The sequence below is a fragment of the Actinobaculum sp. 313 genome, from assembly GCF_003073475.1.
GTDB lineage: Bacteria > Actinomycetota > Actinomycetes > Actinomycetales > Actinomycetaceae > Asp313.
On sequence record NZ_CP029033.1, the window covers coordinates 971,982 to 989,027 of the forward strand.

The window sequence follows — 17,046 nt, forward strand, 5'->3', positions numbered from 1 at the left end:
CACCTGTGGCACGAAAGAAAGCTGACAACACTGCTGAGATAGGGTTTGAGCAACAGATTTGGAGCGCCGCAGACAAGCTGCGTGGCAACATGGATGCCTCCGAGTATAAGAATGTGGTGTTGGGCCTTATCTTCCTGAAGTACATCTCCGACAAGTTCGAGGATCGCTACCAGGAGTTGGTCGACGAAGGCGAAGGCTTCGAGGAAGACCGTGACGAGTACACCTACAAGAGCATCTTCTTCGTTCCTCCTGAAGCTAGATGGGGTGTTATCGCCGCTCGTGCACACACGCCGGAAGTTGGCAAGGTTATTGACAATGCTATGCGCTTGATCGAAGCGGAGAACGATAAGCTCAAAGGTATCCTGCCCAAGAACTTCGCTCGCCAAGAACTGGATAAGCGCCGCCTGGGCGAGGTTGTCGATCTTTTCACCAACGTGCGGATGGCCGAGAAGGGCGACACGCGCGATATCCTGGGCCGTACCTACGAATATTGCCTCTCCAAGTTCGCAGAGGCCGAAGGAAAGAATGCCGGGGAGTTCTACACGCCTGCTAGCGTAGTGCGCACGCTGGTGGAGATTATCCAGCCTTACCATGGGCGTGTGTATGACCCGTGCTGTGGCAGTGGCGGCATGTTTGTTCAGTCGGCTGACTTTGTACAACGGCATCGGGGGCGTATTGGTGATCTTGCCATTTACGGGCAGGAGAGCAACCCGACCACTTGGAAGATGGCAATGATGAACTTAGCCATCCGGGGCATCGATGCCGATCTTGGCACCCACAACGCTGACACTTTCTTCAACGATGTGCACAAGAATGAGCGGTTCGATTTCGTGTTGGCCAACCCTCCGTTTAACGCTTCGGACTGGGGTGGGGAGCAGTTGAGGGAAGACCCGCGCTGGGACTTCGGTGTTCCTCCAGCTGGCAATGCAAACTTCGCCTGGATGCAACACATGATCCATCACCTGGCAGAAGGTGGTCATATGGGCATGGTACTTGCGAACGGATCTCTCTCATCGCAGCAAAACAATGAAGGCAAGATTCGTCAGGCTATTGTGGAAGCTGGCCTCATCGAAGGTATCGTTGCCATGCCGGACCGCCTGTTCTATAGCACGGGCATTCCCGTGAGCCTGTGGATCATAAGCAAGGAGCCGAACCGCCAACGCAAGACGCTCTTCGTAGACGCCCGCGAGATGGGCACGATGGTGAGCCGGAGACTGCGTGAGCTTACTGACGAGGACATCGCCAAGGTGTCGGGCGCATTCGATGCCTTCCGCAGGGGTGACTTGGAGGACGAGAAGGGCTTCTGCGCAGCGGTGGACATCGAGGATGTAGCGAAGCAGGACTACATCCTGACACCTGGCCGTTACGTGGGCATAAAGGATGAGGAAGACGACGGCGAGCCTTTCGAGGAGAAGATGGCGCGCTTGACTGGCGAACTCGCAAAGTGCTTCGAGGAGTCGAACCGCCTGCAGGAGCAGATCCGCAAGAACTTGGGGGCGATTGGGTATGGATTCTAAGACGCTCGGTGAGCTTTGCTCGTTCAGTCGCGGCGCCAGCGTGCCGCGCGCGCGAATGTATGACAAGGGAGATTACCTATACATTCATTACGGTGAACTCTACAAGGGATTTGACCTGCACATCGATGTTGATCGGCCACAAGTGCCTATTCCTTGCATTCGGGCTGGTGAGCGCCTCAAGGCAGAGCAACGGCTCCGTGACCAGGACATTGTATACGTCTTGACATCTGAGACCGTTGACGATCTTGGGCACTCGTTTCTCTTTAACAACCCAAGGGGCGTGCCCGCTGTTGCTGGCACTGAGACCACTATCGTCCACGTTGAACGAAGCGACCTTCTGAACCCTGCATACCTCAACTACCTCATGCACTCACCACGTTTCAAGCTGCGGCTCAGGCAGTACGTAAAGGGTATGAAGGTCTTTCGTGTTCATCCCGATGACTTATCAAGAATCGAGATCCCTCTCCCTACTCTGGACGTGCAGGGAAAGATTGTCTCGCTGCTGGACGCTATATTCGAACTGCAGATGCTCGCGAGACGCACAAATGATTATTTGGCCGAGCTCGTTCGCGCTGAATTTGATCATCGCTTCGGAGAAGGAACGCCCACAACTGATCTGAGCGATGTTTTGACTATATCGACCATGTCGATTGCGCCCATGGAACACCTTGGTGAAACATGGGAGCTTTTTAGCATCCCGGCTTTCGACGAGAAGCGCAGGCCAGTCTTTGAACGAGCTGATGAAATCAAGAGCAACAAATATGTCATAGACAATGACTGCATCCTGATCTCTAAACTCAACCCGTCGACGAAACGACTTTGGCTTCCTTTCTGCACTTCCACGAGATCGGTGTGTTCCACCGAGTTCATCGTGTACAAACCCCGCAGACCCGAGCACAAGAGTTTCTACTACGCGGCGATTGATAGCCCAAGGTTCTTGGAGTACCTGCTGGCTCACATAACAGGTTCGACTGGCAGCCGTCAGAGGGTACAGGTCAAAGCTACCTTGAGCTATCCAATGCCGAATCCCCGCGTCGAGAGTATCGATGAATTCTGCGAGTTTGTGGATCCAATCATTGCTAGGTGCCAAAGCAATGAGCAGGAGTCAACAAGGCTCGAGGAGATCAGAGATACACTGCTGCCCAAGCTCATGTCTGGTGAAATCGACGTCTCGGAAGTCCAGCTACCTACGCGGCCAAATAATCATTTGTCCGCCGATTGAGTGCCAGCTTTTGCTGGATGTCTTCGATGAGCGATGCGATGGCCCGCTGTGTGTCAGCAGACGGGAGGTGAATCTCCAAATCCTCAATCATTCGTTTTGTCAAAGCGTTGCGTGTTGCACCCGACGAGGCGAGTTTGAGTAATAACGCCTTGTTTGACTGCAAGTAGCACAGGAGGAAGGTTGAGTTGAGTTTGCTGCTCGGCCTGACAATGGCCACGTGTTGGTTGACTCGTGCGGGAGTACACCAGGTTGGAACCAGGCATGCGCGTGCTACGGAATCGCCGGTGATGTTGAGGAGGATATCGCCGGGCTTGACTTCCGCACTATTTAGCGCTGCTGCTTGAACGTCGTCAATGAAGGCAAGGCCGTTACTACTGAATGACCAATCGAGGACGTTCTGGCTGCGAATGATGGGGATGCCAGATGCCTTATATGACTCTTTGCCGCCTTTTGGGGTGGCACCGCTGCCGATCTTGGCGCAAACGTCGCCGAGTCTCATTCCAAATACTTCCTGTGCGAAGCCTTCACGTTGCTTTGGTTCACCATCGCGTAGTGCATGGTGCTGTCTATTCTCGCATGCCCGAGGAGCTTCTGCACTTGCTCGACAGGCATCCCCTTGTCGATTGCACGGGTCGCGAGAGTTCTGCGGAACTTATGCGGATGCACCCGTCCGACTCCAGCCGAGCGCCCAATATGTCGCAGTCGCGATTCAATCCCTCCAATACTCAGACGGGTTGCCGACGAGTCAAGCGACACGAACAGAGCCGCGCAGTCGTCGTCGCGGGTGTTAAGGTATGCCTGCAAGTGGAGCTTCGCGCGCGCGTCGAAGTAGACGGGTCGCTGCTTGCTGCCCTTCCCAGTGACGATGCACTCGCGTTCTTGTAGATTGATGTCGGCAATGTCAAGTCTGACGAGTTCGCCTACACGCATGCCGGTTGTCGCCAGCATGTCGACGATGGCGAGGTCCCGGACGTTATCGCAACCGTCGCGCAGCGCTTCGAGTTCCTCGTCGCTTAGTACTTCCTTGGCCAGCGTTGCGGTCTTCACCTTATGAATGCGCCTCATCGGGCTCTTCACGATGTAGTCCTCGTCTTCAAGCCAGGAGAAGAAACTCGACAGGATACGGCGAATGTTGTCGATGGTGACCTTTCCGGCATCTCGTGTGTTCTCGTAGTCGCTGAGATATCTTCGTAGGTCGTCGCTTTCTATCTGGGTATAGGGCTTGGCAACGGTCTCGACCATGCGCCGAATGGTGCTCTCGTAGTATGCGATGGTTCTGATCGAACACCCCTCTACCTCTTTAGCGGTTAGAAACAGGTGTAGAAGGTCGGTGGTGCTCTCATGTGTGGGCGCAAAGGCGAAGCGAAGTGCTTCTCCGAGCCGTTTGAATTGGCTGCTGTCAAGAATTGGCTGCATCTGGGCGAGAACGAGGTTGATAGCGGTTTCCATCACGATTCCTTTCGACGAGAGGCGATGGAAACATTCTGTTGGCTGCGATGCAGAACAGCACGCCAAATGATTATTTGGCCGCGTAGGTAGCTGGACTTCCGAGACGTCAATCTCGCCGGACATGAGTTTCGGCAACAGCGCATCGCGTGTTTGCTCGAGCGCAGATTTTTCCTTTGTGTTGCTCAGCATCAGGTCATAGATAGGCTTTGCGTTGTTGTAGAACTCATCAAGTACGCCGTCATCGGGAAGCTGCAAGGGCATAGCCTTGATCACCTTCGAATTCACGGCGTTGGCGATCGACGAGGTATTCCCCAACGACCCGTAATCGTACGCTAACAGCAAGGGGTACAGGTAGGCCAGCCTTCGCGGATCGTCCGATGTAAAGCATGCGATCGCCTCATTGGTGACCATTTCGTCGGCGGCGATACCGACTCTTCCCACTGTGAGTTTGAAACTCAAGAGGATGGATCCCGGTGGACACCGGCGGATATTGAACCTCTCAACCGCCTCATTAGTCAGGTACTCCGAGCTTGTGATCAGGTAGGCGTCCGCTTGCCCCATGTCCTTGATCGACATCCAAATGACGTTGCTCGCATTCTTAAGGGAGAACCACTCATTTTGTTTGCGTGGCGGTGTCTTGCCAATGTGTATAGAAAAGAACTCGTCGGCGCGACGTTCTGTCGTTGATCCTCGCGCGGCAGCATTCTCTTGCAACGCAACGATCATGTCAGCCAAATAATCATTTGGCTGTGTCAACAGCTGGCGTGGGCATGCGTTCAAACCGTCCTGGCGCCTCCGCATTGATACAAACAAAAGCCCTATTGCCACCTTCACCGCCACAATCCACTTCATGGACAACGAGGTCAGGCGCATGCGGTCGGAGGAGTGGCCGCTGCTCGCGGACTTTCTGTATGAAGCCCTCTTTATACCGGAGAGATTCGAGGGGAGGTCACGCGCTCGTCACCACCACGCAGCCTCCCATCGCTCTGCCCGTCACCGTGAGATCGCCTCTATCCCCACCGCCGTGGGACCGCCGCGCTGCCCATCGCCGCGAGATTGCCGCTCTGCCCACCGCCGTGGGATCGCCTCGATCTCAACGCCCTAATACGACCTACCCCCACCGCTGCAGGATGAGAGCGGCGATCTCGCGCCAATGCGTCTCCAGTACGAAGTGGCCGCCGTCGAGCAGATGCACCTCGGCATTCGGATCATCTCGGCGAAAAGCCTCCGCCCCCGGATAGATGAAACTCGGGTCGTTCTTACCCCACGCGGCGATCAGCTCGGGCTGATATGTGCGTAGATACTCCTGGTACCGGGGATAGTTGGCCACGTTGTTCTGGTAGTCAAATATGAGGTCCGACTGGCGCTCCGCATAATCCGGCGACTGCGTGTAGAAGATATCGAGCGTGTACCCATCCGGCGGCACCGACCCCTTAGCCTCCCCGCCCTCGTATTGGCCCTTGATGGTCTCCGGCGCGAAGGCGCTCTTGAACTGCTCGCGCAACTCGGGAGTCGGATTCTTCCAGTACTCGGCGCGCGCCACCCATTTCTTGCCGAGCCCCTCCTCATACACATTCCCGTTCTGGCTCACAATGCCGAGGATGCGCTCCGGGTACCGCAGGCAGAGATTGAACCCAATCGGTGCACCGTAGTCGAACACGTACAGGTAGAAAGACTCCACGCCCATCGCCGTCAGGAAGCCGTCCACATAATCGGTGAGGTGCTCAAACGTGTAGGCGAAGTCCGTGTGCTTCGGTGCGGCGGAACGCCCGAAGCCAATGAAGTCCGGCGCCAGCACATGAAAGTCTTGCTCCAGTAGCGGTATGAGATTGCGGAACAGATGGCTTGCGGTGGGGAAGCCGTGCAACAGCAGGAATGTCGGTTTATCCGCTGTGCCTGCCTCGCGATAGAACACGTCCAGACCGTTTACCTCGATGGTTCCGAACTTCGGCCGGCCTGCCGCTGCTATAGAATCAGAGTTCGCATCCGATGCTGCGGAACCAAGGTCTGCTTGTGACGTTGCGGATGCTCCTGAGTAACTCGGCACCTGTGTGCTCCCCACCGCCTACGAACCTGCCGACGGTACTGAAGGCGTTTGGTTCATTCTGACTCATTCCTTTCACGTTGATGGTCTGTAATCCATGCGGGCTAAGCCGCCACTTCGTCACGATATCCCCGCGCCAGTGTATGGCTGCGGCTCTCGCTCACTCCATCCGGGGGTCCAGCCGTGCCTCGCTCACTCCATCCGCGGCTGATGGCTCAGCCGTGCTCTCCCATGCTTTACGCCCGGGTGCTTGCCCAGCCGTGCTCTCCCTTGCTCCACGCGCGGCTGCTTCCCCAGGTGTGCCGTTTCCCGCATCGGCAAGAATCTCCTTCGCCGTGCGGCCGAAGATCTTCTGCAGCTGCCGGTTCATGGTCCGAAGCCCGGAGTATCCATTGAGCGCAGCCACCTCCGACTGCGTCCCCCGCCGTACCAGCAGATCTTGGCGAGCGTGCTCAGCGCGGACCATGGCGACGTACTCGGAGAGCGTGTACCCCAGGTGCTCCTTGATGAAACGCGCCATATATCCCCGCGAAAGATGGCAGTAATCCGCAAGGTCTTCAAGCCGGATCTTCGTGGCGTAATGTTCCTCCACATAGTCGACGATCCGATGAGTGCGGACTATCGGCTCTGCGGCGAGGGTGCGGGGCCTTTCGACGTCGGCAATGAAGAAAGACTGCGCGAGGATATTGAGTATCTCAAGCGGCAGCAACGATAACTGAAGGTAATGCGTCGGTGCGGGCTCGGCGTCCCTCGCCAGCAGTTCGGCCAGCTTGGCGAAACGTGGATACAGCTGCTGGTGATAGGCGGACAGTTGCTCAGCCGTGAGCTCCTCGACGTCGTTAAGCTCGAAGCGGCCCGCGTCGATTGCGGGAAATACTCGCCGCAGATAGGGGTAGGGGTACAGGATTGTGACCGCGCGTCGCAGCGGGTCGTTGTGCAACGTGCGTTCACCATGGATCTGTTGAGAATTCGCGAGCCAGATCCTGCCGGTGTGCATGCGCCACGTTCTCCCGCCCACCAGAACTTCCGACTCCGGCCATCTGAGCATGCAGTTGATCTCGAAGGAACTGTGCCAGTGCGGCTGGAAGCTCTCCGGTGTGATTCCGGTATGGAGAACAAGGCGAACGCTGAGCCGGTCGGTGGGAATGACTACCTCATGCGTCGCGGTCTCCTCCACGGTGACCTCCCTTCGCTCACTGCTTTTTATGGTACGGTCCGGGCGCCCATGCCGTCGCCTGCAGGTGACTAGGCGCCTAAAACTGGTGACAGCCAGGCGCCTATCGCGCCGCCAACCCGCCTACCGTTACGAACAACGTTCATCCAACAACGACGTTCGAACAACGGAGGTGCATCCCATGGCACAACAGAAACAGGATAGATTGATCTTCAAGGTCTCGATCCTGTCCATCGCCGTCATGCAGGCGACGGCGCAATCGATCAGCGGCATTCTCAACACCATGGCGGAAGCCATGCCGCACGTCGATGCCACGTCGATTTCTTCCCTATCCACAGTCCCAAATCTCGGTTGCCTGGTGGGACTCTTCCTCAGCCCCATACTGTGCAAGGTGTTTGGCGAACGCCGAGTCACCATCGTCGGCCTACTTGGCAGCATCCTCGCCGGATGTGCGCCCATGGTCCTCGGCACTTTCGTGCCCATTTACGTGAGTCGACTGCTGCTCGGCTTCTTCTTCGGCATGTACACGCCGCTGATCGTCGTCCTGCTGTCCCGCTTCTACAGGGGTGATCAGCTGGCGCGGATGATCGGCTATGAAAATGCTATTGGCAGCATCGGCAGTTCTCTCTGCGCGCTCGTGGCCGGTTTCCTGGTGGTGATGGGATGGCAGGCGGGTTTCGCCATCTACTTGCTTTCTGCTGTACCGCTGGTGCTCTTCACATTGTTCGTGCGTCTCGACGACAGACAAGCCGACGACTCTAATGAACAGGGCGCCAACGCGGTTGGCGATAGCCAGGCCGACACCGCCGACCGTAGCTACCCCGCCGCAGAAACAGGCGACGAACAAGCCACCGGGCAGGCTGACGGCGTCGTCGCCGCAAGAAACAGCGACGCAACCGAGCAACCATCTACAGATAGTTCCGCGGCTGCGGGCAGGCCCCGTGTACCAGCAGCAGTATGGGGACTGGGTGCGTTCCTCTTCTGCTTCTTCATCTTCCAACTTCCCATGGCCTACGCCTTGGGGAACCGAGTCTTTGAATCCGGAGTAGCAGGGGACAGCCAGACGACGGCGTCGACAATCGCCTCCACCATCTACAGCTGCTTCACGATTATTGGCATCCCGGTATCGATCTTCTTCGGTGCCATACGCAAGCGCATTGGCGCATGGACATTGCCCTTTGCACTTGCCTGCAACATTATTGGCTTCGCCGCGCTGGCCTACGGCTCGAACACGACATTGCTATTCGCCGGTGGGCTGTTCTCCGGTGTTGCGTTTGCCCTCGTCGTTCCCTACGCCTATACGCGTGTCGCAGAGGTGAGCCCGCCGGAAGTCGTCAGCACGTCAACCACGGTCGCCATGCTGAGCCTTAATCTCGGTGTTTTCTGTTCGCCGCTGGTACTGCCCAGAATCGCGGCGGCGGTGGGTGATGGCAGTGCGCACCTCGTCATGCTCATCTCCACGGTCGCATTCCTCATTTTCACGGTGATTATGAGCATTGTGGCCGTTACATCGTCCAGGCGACGCAACACTGTTGCCGCTGCGGCCTAGTGTGCTGCCGCTGCTGCTCTGTTCGCGTCACCGAGTCAATACCCATGAGCATTTCTGTGCTCGAACCGGCGCATTATCGTTTATCTATAAGTCCGCCCGGCCTGACGTGCTTGTTCAGGCCCACGGCGAAGAAGGAATACCATGAATGACTATCACGGGATCAGTTCCCTTATCGAGGCCGCCATCGACGCCGAAAGCCTTGGTGGCGCATCCATCTGCGTGATCAAAGAAGGGCAGGTGAAACTCCTCACGGGCTACGGTGCCGATACGGTCGACAGCATCTACAAGGTCTACTCAATGACGAAGCTCTTCACTTCGGTTATCACCTTCCAGCTCGTGGAGGAAGGCGTTCTTCACTTACAAGATGCAGTGGCGGAGTTCTTTCCAGAATTCGCCAACCACCTCGCCTATAACGCCGGGGAGGAGTCGAGGTTGAGAAAACACCGCTGACCATCCAACACCTGCTCAACATGACATCGGGCATCCCCTATCCCTTCCCGGGGTCCCCGGCGCAAAGACGCATGGAACTATTGGAAGCCGACCAGATCGCGCGCGCTGCGGCGGGCATTCCCTTCACCACGCAGTCCGCTTGCCGGGCAATGGCGGCGGTGCCCGGAGGCTTTCATCCCGGTGCGGGCTGGGAATACGGTGCCGGTGCCGACCTGCTCGGCGGTGTACTTGAGGTAGTCAGCGGAAAGAGCCTCGACGCCTTATACGAGGAGCGCCTTTTCGGACCCCTCGAGATGATCGACACTGGCTTCTATGTGCCGCCTAGCAAGATTGATCGAGTCGCAACGGCATGGCACCGCGACCCGCAATTCACACGCGTTACACAGGTCGAAACACCGATCCGGGACGCGCGCAGTGAAGACGTGCTCACATTCATGGCGGCTGTGGAAAAGATCGACACGGCACCACCCGCTTTTCTCGCCGCAGGTGGGGGCTGCTATTCCACCGCGCGCGACTACGCGCGGTTCCTCCACATGCTGCTCAACGAAGGTGAGCTCGACGGCGTGCGCATCCTGCGTCCCGAAACAATTCGTTTCATGCGGACCCCGCAGCTGGACCACACCCAATTAGACGCGAAAGCGGCCGAGGGTGTGGGCGCGGGAGTGCCCGGGTACAGCTATTCAAACCTGCTGCGCATCCTCGTCGATCCGGCGCAGGCACGCGCGCTTGGAGTCAATGGCCACGTTGGAGAGTACGGCTGGGATGGGGCAGGCGGGAACTTCTGCCTGGTAGACCCGTCGCTTGGAGTGGCTGCAGTCTTTATGATGCAGAACTTCGAAGGGGCAGAGCCGGTGTTGCGGCGCCAGTTGTACAAGGCAATCGTGGCTGACGACTGAGCGCCGTGGGGTGGGGTGTGGAGCGCGCAGGCCGAGCGACGCCCGTATCAATCGCGGTGCGTGCTGGCGCGGGCTCGCCGGGTGGAGCCAGCAGGGCGCGGTGCACGGAGGGAATATGAGTCGCTTGCGGGGCAGCAAATGGCGCCTGCGAAGAGTCCGCCGATGCCCGACGTCGTCGCGCCGTGTGGGATAATCGCACCCGTGGCTAACCTCGACACCAAGCTGGCCTTCGCCGCGTCTTTTCGGGCGCTGGCCGTGCGCCGCGACGTCGACAAGATCACCGTGGGCGAGATAGCTGCGGGAGCGGGGCGGTCACCGGCCACCTTCTACCGTCACTTCCGTGACAAATACGATCTTGCTGCCTGGGATTACGCGCGCGATGGCGGCGCGATTATGGCGCACGTCGGCGACGACGACTATCCGTGGCCGCGAACGCTGCTCGACGGCGCCGCCTACTTCCAACGGCACAGGGCGTACCTGCGCAATCTGCTGACCCACACCAACGGCCGCGACTCCTTTATGCGCCACATGATGGCGACGAATGTGGCGCTGCTACGCGACTGCGTGGCAGATGTGGTTAAACCTGACCAGTTAGATCCTGAGACGCTCATATGCATCAGAATCTACTGCTATGGCACCGTGCAACTGGTGTGCGACTGGATCATGGAGTCGATTCACTGCACTCCCGAGCAGCTGGCACATGCGATGGAAGTGGCCTTGCCAGAGCCGCTTCGTCGGGTGCTTCTTGATGGTGGTGGGTTCCGGGAGTGAGTGCGGTGCCTTCCCGGGTGATCACGACTGGTACCGCGGAGGTTGTGGTGGGCTAGCGGCGGGCACGGATGAGAGACTTCGAGCTATTCTTCTCATTTCGGCCGGAAGATGGCCTGAAACACAGTGAGAGAGCCTTGACGCAGGTAGCATGGCACGGCGCAGGTAGACATCTGGCCAACAGTGGCAGGAGGAAGCACATGGCAGACAAAGAACAGCTCATTGCCAAGCTGCAAGAGATCGTAACGGCCGTATTCCAGCAGGCCGATGGGCACGCGCTGCAGTCGAGGATTTTCGCCAGCCAAGGGCTGACCAAGCTGGAGGAAAAGTACGCGGAGCACGCAGAAGAAGAGCGTGAGTACGCCACGAAGTGCATTGACCGCATTCTAGATCTCGGCGGCGAAGTGAACAACGAGGCGAAGACCGCAACACCGACCTACACCGATGCGCTCGAATGGGTCAAGTATGACCTGCAGGTTTCGCGTGACGGCCTGGCCTGGCTGAAGGACATCGTCGAACTGGCGAAGGATGACTACACAACCTACGACCTTCTCAAGGATTACTACAAGGACGAAGAAGAAGACATGTACTGGGGCGAGCAGCAGCTCGAACTGATCGAGAAGATCGGCGTGACCAACTGGTACATGCTGCAAATCTGACGGGTGGCTCCTTCTTTGGGGGCGCTGACGGGGCACCGGCGCAGGTGGCGTCGGTGCCCTCGTCATATTCGGGCGCGTTTGCCGTGGCCGGGCATTCATTGCAGCTGGGCGCAATTCACTGCGGCTTGGCGTGATCATTGCTGCTTGAGGTGTGCGTCGTGGGTGGGCCGTTCGTCAGCAGGTGCTGCTTCCGCATGTGTAGCTTCGATCGGCCCGTCTGCAGTCCGCAATCAGCGCGGCGACTGTCCCGTGTGTGCGGCGTCGATGGAGTGAATGGGGCCGAGCCTATGAGGCGTCGCTGCTGGTTCGGCGTGTGCGGAGTTGATGCGAGGTGCTTACAGCTGTCTTGCGATATGGTTGAGCCCTCCCGCGCAACTGCCGGTTGCGGCGGAAAATGCAACCGGTTGCAGGCAAAAGTGCAAGCTGAAGTTGGTAGCCGCAACCGGGGTGGTAAGGCGAGTATTGGTGTGCAGCTGCTCAACTGATGACCAACGAGCACATCGGAAAGCTCGACAATGAAAGGCTTAGTTCATGAAACTTGAAACCGCGAAACGACTCTACGAGTACCGGAAGGCTTCCGGCCTCTCGCAGGAACAGGTGGCAGCGAGAATTGGTGTCTCGCGGCAGGCTGTCTCGAAATGGGAGTGCGCGGAATCGTCTCCCGACACGGACAACCTCATCGCCCTCGCGGTGCTCTATGGCGTGACCGTTGACGAACTCCTATTCGCCGACCCGGAGAACATGACCTTCGGGGCATCCCGCACGAAGGAAAGTGGACTCGGCCGGAGCTCCGCCGAAGACTCGGCGGGATTCTCGGCCGCAGCTGCTGGCGGTCGCGTCCCTGGGCAGGCAGGAGTTTCCGACGACGTCGACCCCGGCACCTCCGAGGCGGCAGACGGTGAAGCGGCGTATGTCGACGTTAATGCCCACGCGGCATTTGAATCCCGTGCAGAGGGTAATGGGACGGATGGTTTCGACGGTTCCGAGGACTATGCGAGCGGCGGCACCTGGCAGCGTCCGGACAACCCGGACGAGGATTATGTTGATGTCAGCTTCACGCGGGGTGTGCACGTCCGTGACTCCAAGAGCGGTGAAGAGGTGCATGTGGGCTGGGACGGTATCCATGTGGACAACGACAAGGAGCATGTGCATCTGGACTTCGGATTCCTCGCGCGCATGATCCGCGAGTTCCGCAAGGACCAGCCGTGAAGCGGAAGGGATAACCGCAAGGCGGGAGGAGCAACCGCGAAGCGAGAGGGCCGACCAGGAAACGGGAAGCTCAACCGTGAAATGGAAGGTGTAACCGCGAGGCGGGAGGGCCAACCGTAAAAGGATAAATGGGTGCTGCGCGGCGTCGATCTGACTTGGTTAGGGCATGATCGGCGCCGCGCAGCTGCGGTTGCATGACGGAAGTTTCGGACCACAGCAGCTATCCGCTGGGTAGTGTGAGGCCAAGTCCCGCCAAAACCGGGAATCGCGGATGCGAGTGCTTGCCCTGTTCCCGATTCCGGCTCCGTGCCTTGCCTCCCTGCGGGCCTTGTTTCCCTAGTGCCTCTTGCTTACCGTTTCTTGCTTACCGCTTCCGGTTACTTCTTCGCCACAATCAGGAAACGGTGGATGGTGCCCGCCACCTCGCCGTCGCGCTCGATCATCTGCTGCATGGTGAGCAGTTGATCGAAGCAACGGTCCACCGAGAAACCGGGGAACTCCCACTCCATAATGCGGGCGAACCAGACGAAGGCGCCGACGTCGTAGAAGACGATCGGCCGATAGGCCTCCTCGGCTTGGATGATTTCAAAGCCCGCCGCTTCAAATTCCCGCCGCTGCTTATCCAGATACAGATGCGGATACGGCTGGGGCGTGCCCGGCAGGACCATCTCCACGAGGTCGGCATCGTTGGCGCCGCCCACTTGTTCGGTGACGAACAGCCCGCCGGGTCGCAAAAGCCGCCAGGTCTCTGCCGCGTCATAGTCGCCATGGCGATTAATTACCAAGTCGAAGGCGCCGTCGCGAAACGGAATGTTGGCGGCATTGTCGCACTCCGCGAAGTGGATCCCCAGAGGCACTAAGGTCTCCCGGCACAGGATGACATTCGGTGGGTAACCCTCGGTGGCGCTGGTTCTCGTATGCGGGTGATTCAGCGAGAGTAAGAACTCGCCGCCGCCGGTATCGATATCCAGCAACTCGGTGTCGTCGCGCAAATAGCTTCGGACGATCGCCTCGTAATCCCATGGAAGATCGTGTTCCTCCGTGTACCGGTCATGAATATGCGAGAAATCCCAACCGTGGATGTGGGCGGCGTCCTCTTCGCGTTTCCAGGATACGCGCAATTCATCAATGTTCATGTCTGCCCTTTCAAAAGAAGTCTGACTGTTCCTTTGATCGGTACAGCTCGGGCAACGTCTCGGTGGGGCATGCCACCCGTGTGGGGCGCGCTACCCCGTGGGCGCATACTGTCTGCGAAGTGGGTGGCGTGCGGGCAGCGGGTGAGTACCCGTGTCGGGGGATCATTCCGCCGCGCCGGTGCCTATCGCAGCTCACCGCTCATTCTGTTCCTCGATACAGCGTGTTGCCTCAGAGCTGTACCGAGCAGTTCCGTCGTCGCATCACTTTGCTCCTCCATTGTGCTTGCGCACTAGTTTCGCACGAATTGTCAGTGTGGCGCCGCCGTACACGCAGCCCGTGGGCGCGCGGCTAGACGCTACGGCGTCACCTCGACATTCCTCTTCGACCTGGCCCCGCCCTGGCGCGGTCCGTACTTCGCTCAGCCCGATCTGCACCTCGCATGGCCTGGCCTAACTCCCCTCCGTGTGGTCTCCGCTCGGCCTGGCTTTGAGCAGTTTCTGGTAGTGGTCTATCTTGTGCTCGAGCCTGCCGAGGTTTTCCTGCCAGCGGGCTATTTCCTGCTCAACATTCTTGCGATTCTCATGCAGCATTGCCATTCGTTCCGCCAGCGTTTCATCGCCACGCGCACGGAGATCTGCGTAGCGCTTAATGTCGGCAAGTGGCATGCCGGTTGCTTTGAGGCGGCAGATGAATTGCACCCAGGCGACGTCTTGCGAGGAGTAGTCGCGGTGACCTGACTTGTTGCGGGCGGGGGAGAGAAGGCCACAGCGCTCGTAGTAGTGCAACGTGCTGGTGGGCAGCCCGACCTGTGTAGAGAACTCGCCGATTTCCATGGGATCCTTCGTCTTATTGATATCCGAGGTGGCCGTTCGAATTACCTTGACGCTGAGTCTGCTACGCCATGGCTCAGCGTTGGTCGCGGTGTAGCGCTGACGCTCGAACAGAGGTGACCGCCACACGGTACCAATTCTGCGAAGGTTCTCTTGACCTCAACCGTGGTTCAGGTAAGAGCATAGCAGTGTCGATTACGCAGAGAGCGTTCGTCCGACACCAGCAAAGGAGTTACCACATGGAGGAGAAGAATCGATTTGAAAGAGGAATGGAGACTTTGCGGGAGGTGGATGGAAATACCGGGCAGGAGGTTGTGGAGGCCCTTGAGGACGTAGCTCCCGACCTTGGCCGATACATCGTCGAGTTCGCATTCGGCGATGTCTACTCCAGGCCTGACCTCTCATTACGTGATCGTGAGCTTGTCACACTCGCCAGTCTGTGCACTCAGGGCGATACGGCGCCGCAACTGGAGGTTCATATCAACGCCGCGCTGAACGTGGGTCTTTCGCGGCAAGAGATCATCGGCTGCTTTATCCAGTGCGTTCCTTATACCGGATTTCCACGAGTGCTCAACGCAGTCGCGGTGGTACGACGGGTCTTTGCGGCACGTGAGCATTCCTAACGGTCCGAGTGAAGGAAACTCGCCAACGTGGACGCAAGAATTACATCGAAAGGCGTGATGTGCGGAAAGAATGCTGCAGCAGAGATCACATGAAACCGCTGGACAACGCGGCGCCGATTTTGTACATTTGATGCAGAAAATTTGCCACAACCGCTTTTGTGGCTGTCGTGACCGATAGGAGGATGCAATGTTGCGGTTCTTCCGTCTTCAGAATTGGAAGTCTTACTACGAGCCCGTTGAGTTCTCCATGGTGGCGACCCGAGAGCGGCGTCATGGGGAACGAGTCGCCGCGATGGGGCGCTCTCGTGTGCTTCCTGTTACCGCCATCTATGGTGCCAATGCCGCTGGCAAGTCAACTTTTGTCGATGCCTTGGAGGCGCTGCGGAACTTAGTGGTCGAAGCGCGTGAGCGTGAGGCGCTTCTAGACGTGACTCCGTTCCTTCCGAAAGGGAAAACGGAACCGACAGGCTTCGCAATCGAGTTCGTTGCCCCGGTCAAAAGCGCGAACGGGCGTGAACGAGAGCAGGTCTTCCTCTATGAGGTGTTATTTGATCAGCGCCGGATTCATGATGAATCGCTGGTGCTGGTTAAATCTCAGAATGAGCAGTACTTGTTTGAACGCACGGGTGACGATGTGACCCTCTACGGGGAACTCGATGGGAATCGCGACGCAAATGCCTTCGCGGCCATAATCGCTCCCAATGCCACTTTCCTTGGAGCTCTTGGCGCCGTCGGCGAAGGTATCGTGGCTGCTGCGTATTCTTGGTTCGCGCAGCAGCTCAATATCATCCATCCGGGTTCCGAGTATGTGTACCTTCCGGCGCGCATTGACGCAGATGAAGTTTTCGCCCAAGCGATGAACAAAGGATTGACTCGGGCAGATACCGGTATCTCACGGCTGGGATTTGAAGACATGAAAGTCGGCGCCCTTCCCCTTGAAGCAGCGGACGTGAAGAAGCTTGTCGAAGCGCTGCGAAACAAGGGCGGCTCTTTCGTCATCGGCACGGACAATCGGGATTGGTCGCTGCTTTCTGTGGCCGATGACGGCATGCCGATTGTTAGAAGGCTTGTTGCTGTTCACGAAGTGGAAACAGGGCCCGATCAGTATGACGAGGGTTTTCAACTTCCGCTACGGGAAGAGTCCGACGGCACGCAGCGCTTCATGAATCTACTGCCGATTCTCTTCCAATTGCGTGACGAGGATGCACGGAACATCTTTGTGGTGGACGAACTTGAAAACTCCATGCACCCCAAACTGACGGAAGAGTTCATCGCGTCTTTCCTTGGATCTCTGGATAATGACGACCGCCGTCAGCTTATCTTCACAACGCATGAGATCCAGCTCATGCGCTCGGGGCTCTTGCGTCGCGACGAGATTTGGCTGGCCGACAAAGCTGATGGAGAGTCCCGTTTGACCAGGCTTTCCGATTTTGCCGACGTTGGAGTGCGCAAGGATGCTGACCTGCTGTCGTTTTATATGTCTGGACGCATCGGCGGAGTACCCAGGGTGTGATACGCG

The 17,046-nt window shown here is 58.0% G+C and carries 16 protein-coding genes; 10 read left to right on the forward strand and 6 right to left on the reverse strand.

Annotated features, from left to right (window positions below; all coding sequences use genetic code 11):
* Positions 1-5 precede the first annotated feature (5 nt).
* Both DDD63_RS04180 and DDD63_RS04185 read left to right on the forward strand, forming a co-directional pair.
* Positions 6-1,517: a class I SAM-dependent DNA methyltransferase gene (locus DDD63_RS04180; RefSeq protein WP_108715316.1), complete on the forward strand. Its 1,512-nt coding sequence runs from the start codon at positions 6-8 to the stop codon at positions 1,515-1,517.
* Complete coding sequence (locus tag DDD63_RS04185; protein WP_108715317.1) at positions 1,507-2,739, forward strand: restriction endonuclease subunit S; 1,233 nt, start codon at positions 1,507-1,509, stop codon at positions 2,737-2,739. Before DDD63_RS04180 ends, DDD63_RS04185 begins: the two co-directional genes overlap by 11 nt.
* Here DDD63_RS04185 and DDD63_RS04190 read toward each other — a convergent pair.
* The 4 genes from DDD63_RS04190 to DDD63_RS04205 form a co-directional block, all read right to left on the reverse strand.
* Entirely contained in the window at positions 2,705-3,238 is a 534-nt protein-coding gene (locus tag DDD63_RS04190) for a restriction endonuclease subunit S (protein WP_108715318.1), read from the reverse strand. The genes DDD63_RS04185 and DDD63_RS04190 overlap by 35 nt on opposite strands.
* A complete protein-coding gene (gene xerA / locus DDD63_RS04195) occupies positions 3,235-4,944 on the reverse strand; it encodes a site-specific tyrosine recombinase/integron integrase (protein ID WP_164505450.1) in 1,710 nt (569 codons plus the stop codon). The genes DDD63_RS04190 and xerA overlap by 4 nt, the downstream gene beginning before the upstream one ends.
* Before the next feature lie 355 nt (positions 4,945-5,299).
* Entirely contained in the window at positions 5,300-6,235 is a 936-nt protein-coding gene (locus DDD63_RS04200) for an alpha/beta fold hydrolase (protein WP_205647318.1), read from the reverse strand.
* 157 nt (positions 6,236-6,392) lie between these two features.
* The gene (locus tag DDD63_RS04205; RefSeq protein WP_164505451.1) at positions 6,393-7,409 is read right to left on the reverse strand and encodes an AraC family transcriptional regulator; all 1,017 of its coding nucleotides are present in this window, start codon (positions 7,407-7,409) and stop codon (positions 6,393-6,395) included.
* Positions 7,410-7,587: 178 nt separating this feature from the next.
* Here DDD63_RS04205 and DDD63_RS04210 point away from each other — a divergent pair, with 178 nt between their 5' ends.
* The 6 genes from DDD63_RS04210 to DDD63_RS04235 all read left to right on the forward strand — a co-directional run bounded on the left by DDD63_RS04210 (position 7,588) and on the right by DDD63_RS04235 (position 12,937).
* Complete coding sequence (locus tag DDD63_RS04210; RefSeq protein ID WP_164505452.1) at positions 7,588-8,955, forward strand: MFS transporter; 1,368 nt, start codon at positions 7,588-7,590, stop codon at positions 8,953-8,955.
* A 141-nt stretch (positions 8,956-9,096) separates the two neighbouring features.
* Positions 9,097-9,405, forward strand: a complete 309-nt coding sequence (locus DDD63_RS13095; RefSeq protein ID WP_108715321.1) for a serine hydrolase domain-containing protein — start codon at positions 9,097-9,099, stop codon at positions 9,403-9,405.
* A 20-nt stretch (positions 9,406-9,425) separates the two neighbouring features.
* The gene (locus DDD63_RS04220) at positions 9,426-10,301 is read left to right on the forward strand and encodes a serine hydrolase domain-containing protein (protein WP_108715322.1); all 876 of its coding nucleotides are present in this window, start codon (positions 9,426-9,428) and stop codon (positions 10,299-10,301) included.
* A 201-nt stretch (positions 10,302-10,502) separates the two neighbouring features.
* Positions 10,503-11,072: a TetR/AcrR family transcriptional regulator C-terminal domain-containing protein gene (locus DDD63_RS04225; RefSeq protein ID WP_164505453.1), complete on the forward strand. Its 570-nt coding sequence runs from the start codon at positions 10,503-10,505 to the stop codon at positions 11,070-11,072.
* Between the two features lie 197 nt (positions 11,073-11,269).
* Positions 11,270-11,728 carry a ferritin-like domain-containing protein gene (locus tag DDD63_RS04230; RefSeq protein WP_108715324.1) on the forward strand — a complete coding sequence of 153 codons (459 nt, stop codon included), beginning with the start codon at positions 11,270-11,272 and terminating at the stop codon, positions 11,726-11,728.
* Between the two features lie 531 nt (positions 11,729-12,259).
* Positions 12,260-12,937: a helix-turn-helix transcriptional regulator gene (locus tag DDD63_RS04235; protein WP_108715325.1), complete on the forward strand. Its 678-nt coding sequence runs from the start codon at positions 12,260-12,262 to the stop codon at positions 12,935-12,937.
* A gap of 377 nt (positions 12,938-13,314) precedes the next feature.
* Here the strand turns inward: DDD63_RS04235 and DDD63_RS04240 are convergent, their stop codons facing one another.
* Together DDD63_RS04240 and DDD63_RS04245 are read right to left on the reverse strand one after the other, a co-directional pair.
* The gene (locus DDD63_RS04240) at positions 13,315-14,073 is read right to left on the reverse strand and encodes a class I SAM-dependent methyltransferase (RefSeq protein ID WP_108715326.1); all 759 of its coding nucleotides are present in this window, start codon (positions 14,071-14,073) and stop codon (positions 13,315-13,317) included.
* Positions 14,074-14,523: 450 nt separating this feature from the next.
* Positions 14,524-15,033 (reverse strand): MerR family transcriptional regulator, encoded by a 510-nt coding sequence (locus DDD63_RS04245; RefSeq protein WP_205647319.1) that lies wholly within the window; start codon positions 15,031-15,033, stop codon positions 14,524-14,526.
* Positions 15,034-15,143: 110 nt separating this feature from the next.
* On the opposite strand from DDD63_RS04245, the gene DDD63_RS04250 reads away from it, so the two are divergent.
* Positions 15,144-15,527 carry a carboxymuconolactone decarboxylase family protein gene (locus DDD63_RS04250; RefSeq protein ID WP_108715327.1) on the forward strand — a complete coding sequence of 128 codons (384 nt, stop codon included), beginning with the start codon at positions 15,144-15,146 and terminating at the stop codon, positions 15,525-15,527.
* Between the two features lie 187 nt (positions 15,528-15,714).
* Positions 15,715-17,040 (forward strand): ATP-binding protein, encoded by a 1,326-nt coding sequence (locus tag DDD63_RS04255; protein WP_108715328.1) that lies wholly within the window; start codon positions 15,715-15,717, stop codon positions 17,038-17,040.
* Positions 17,041-17,046 lie beyond the last annotated feature (6 nt).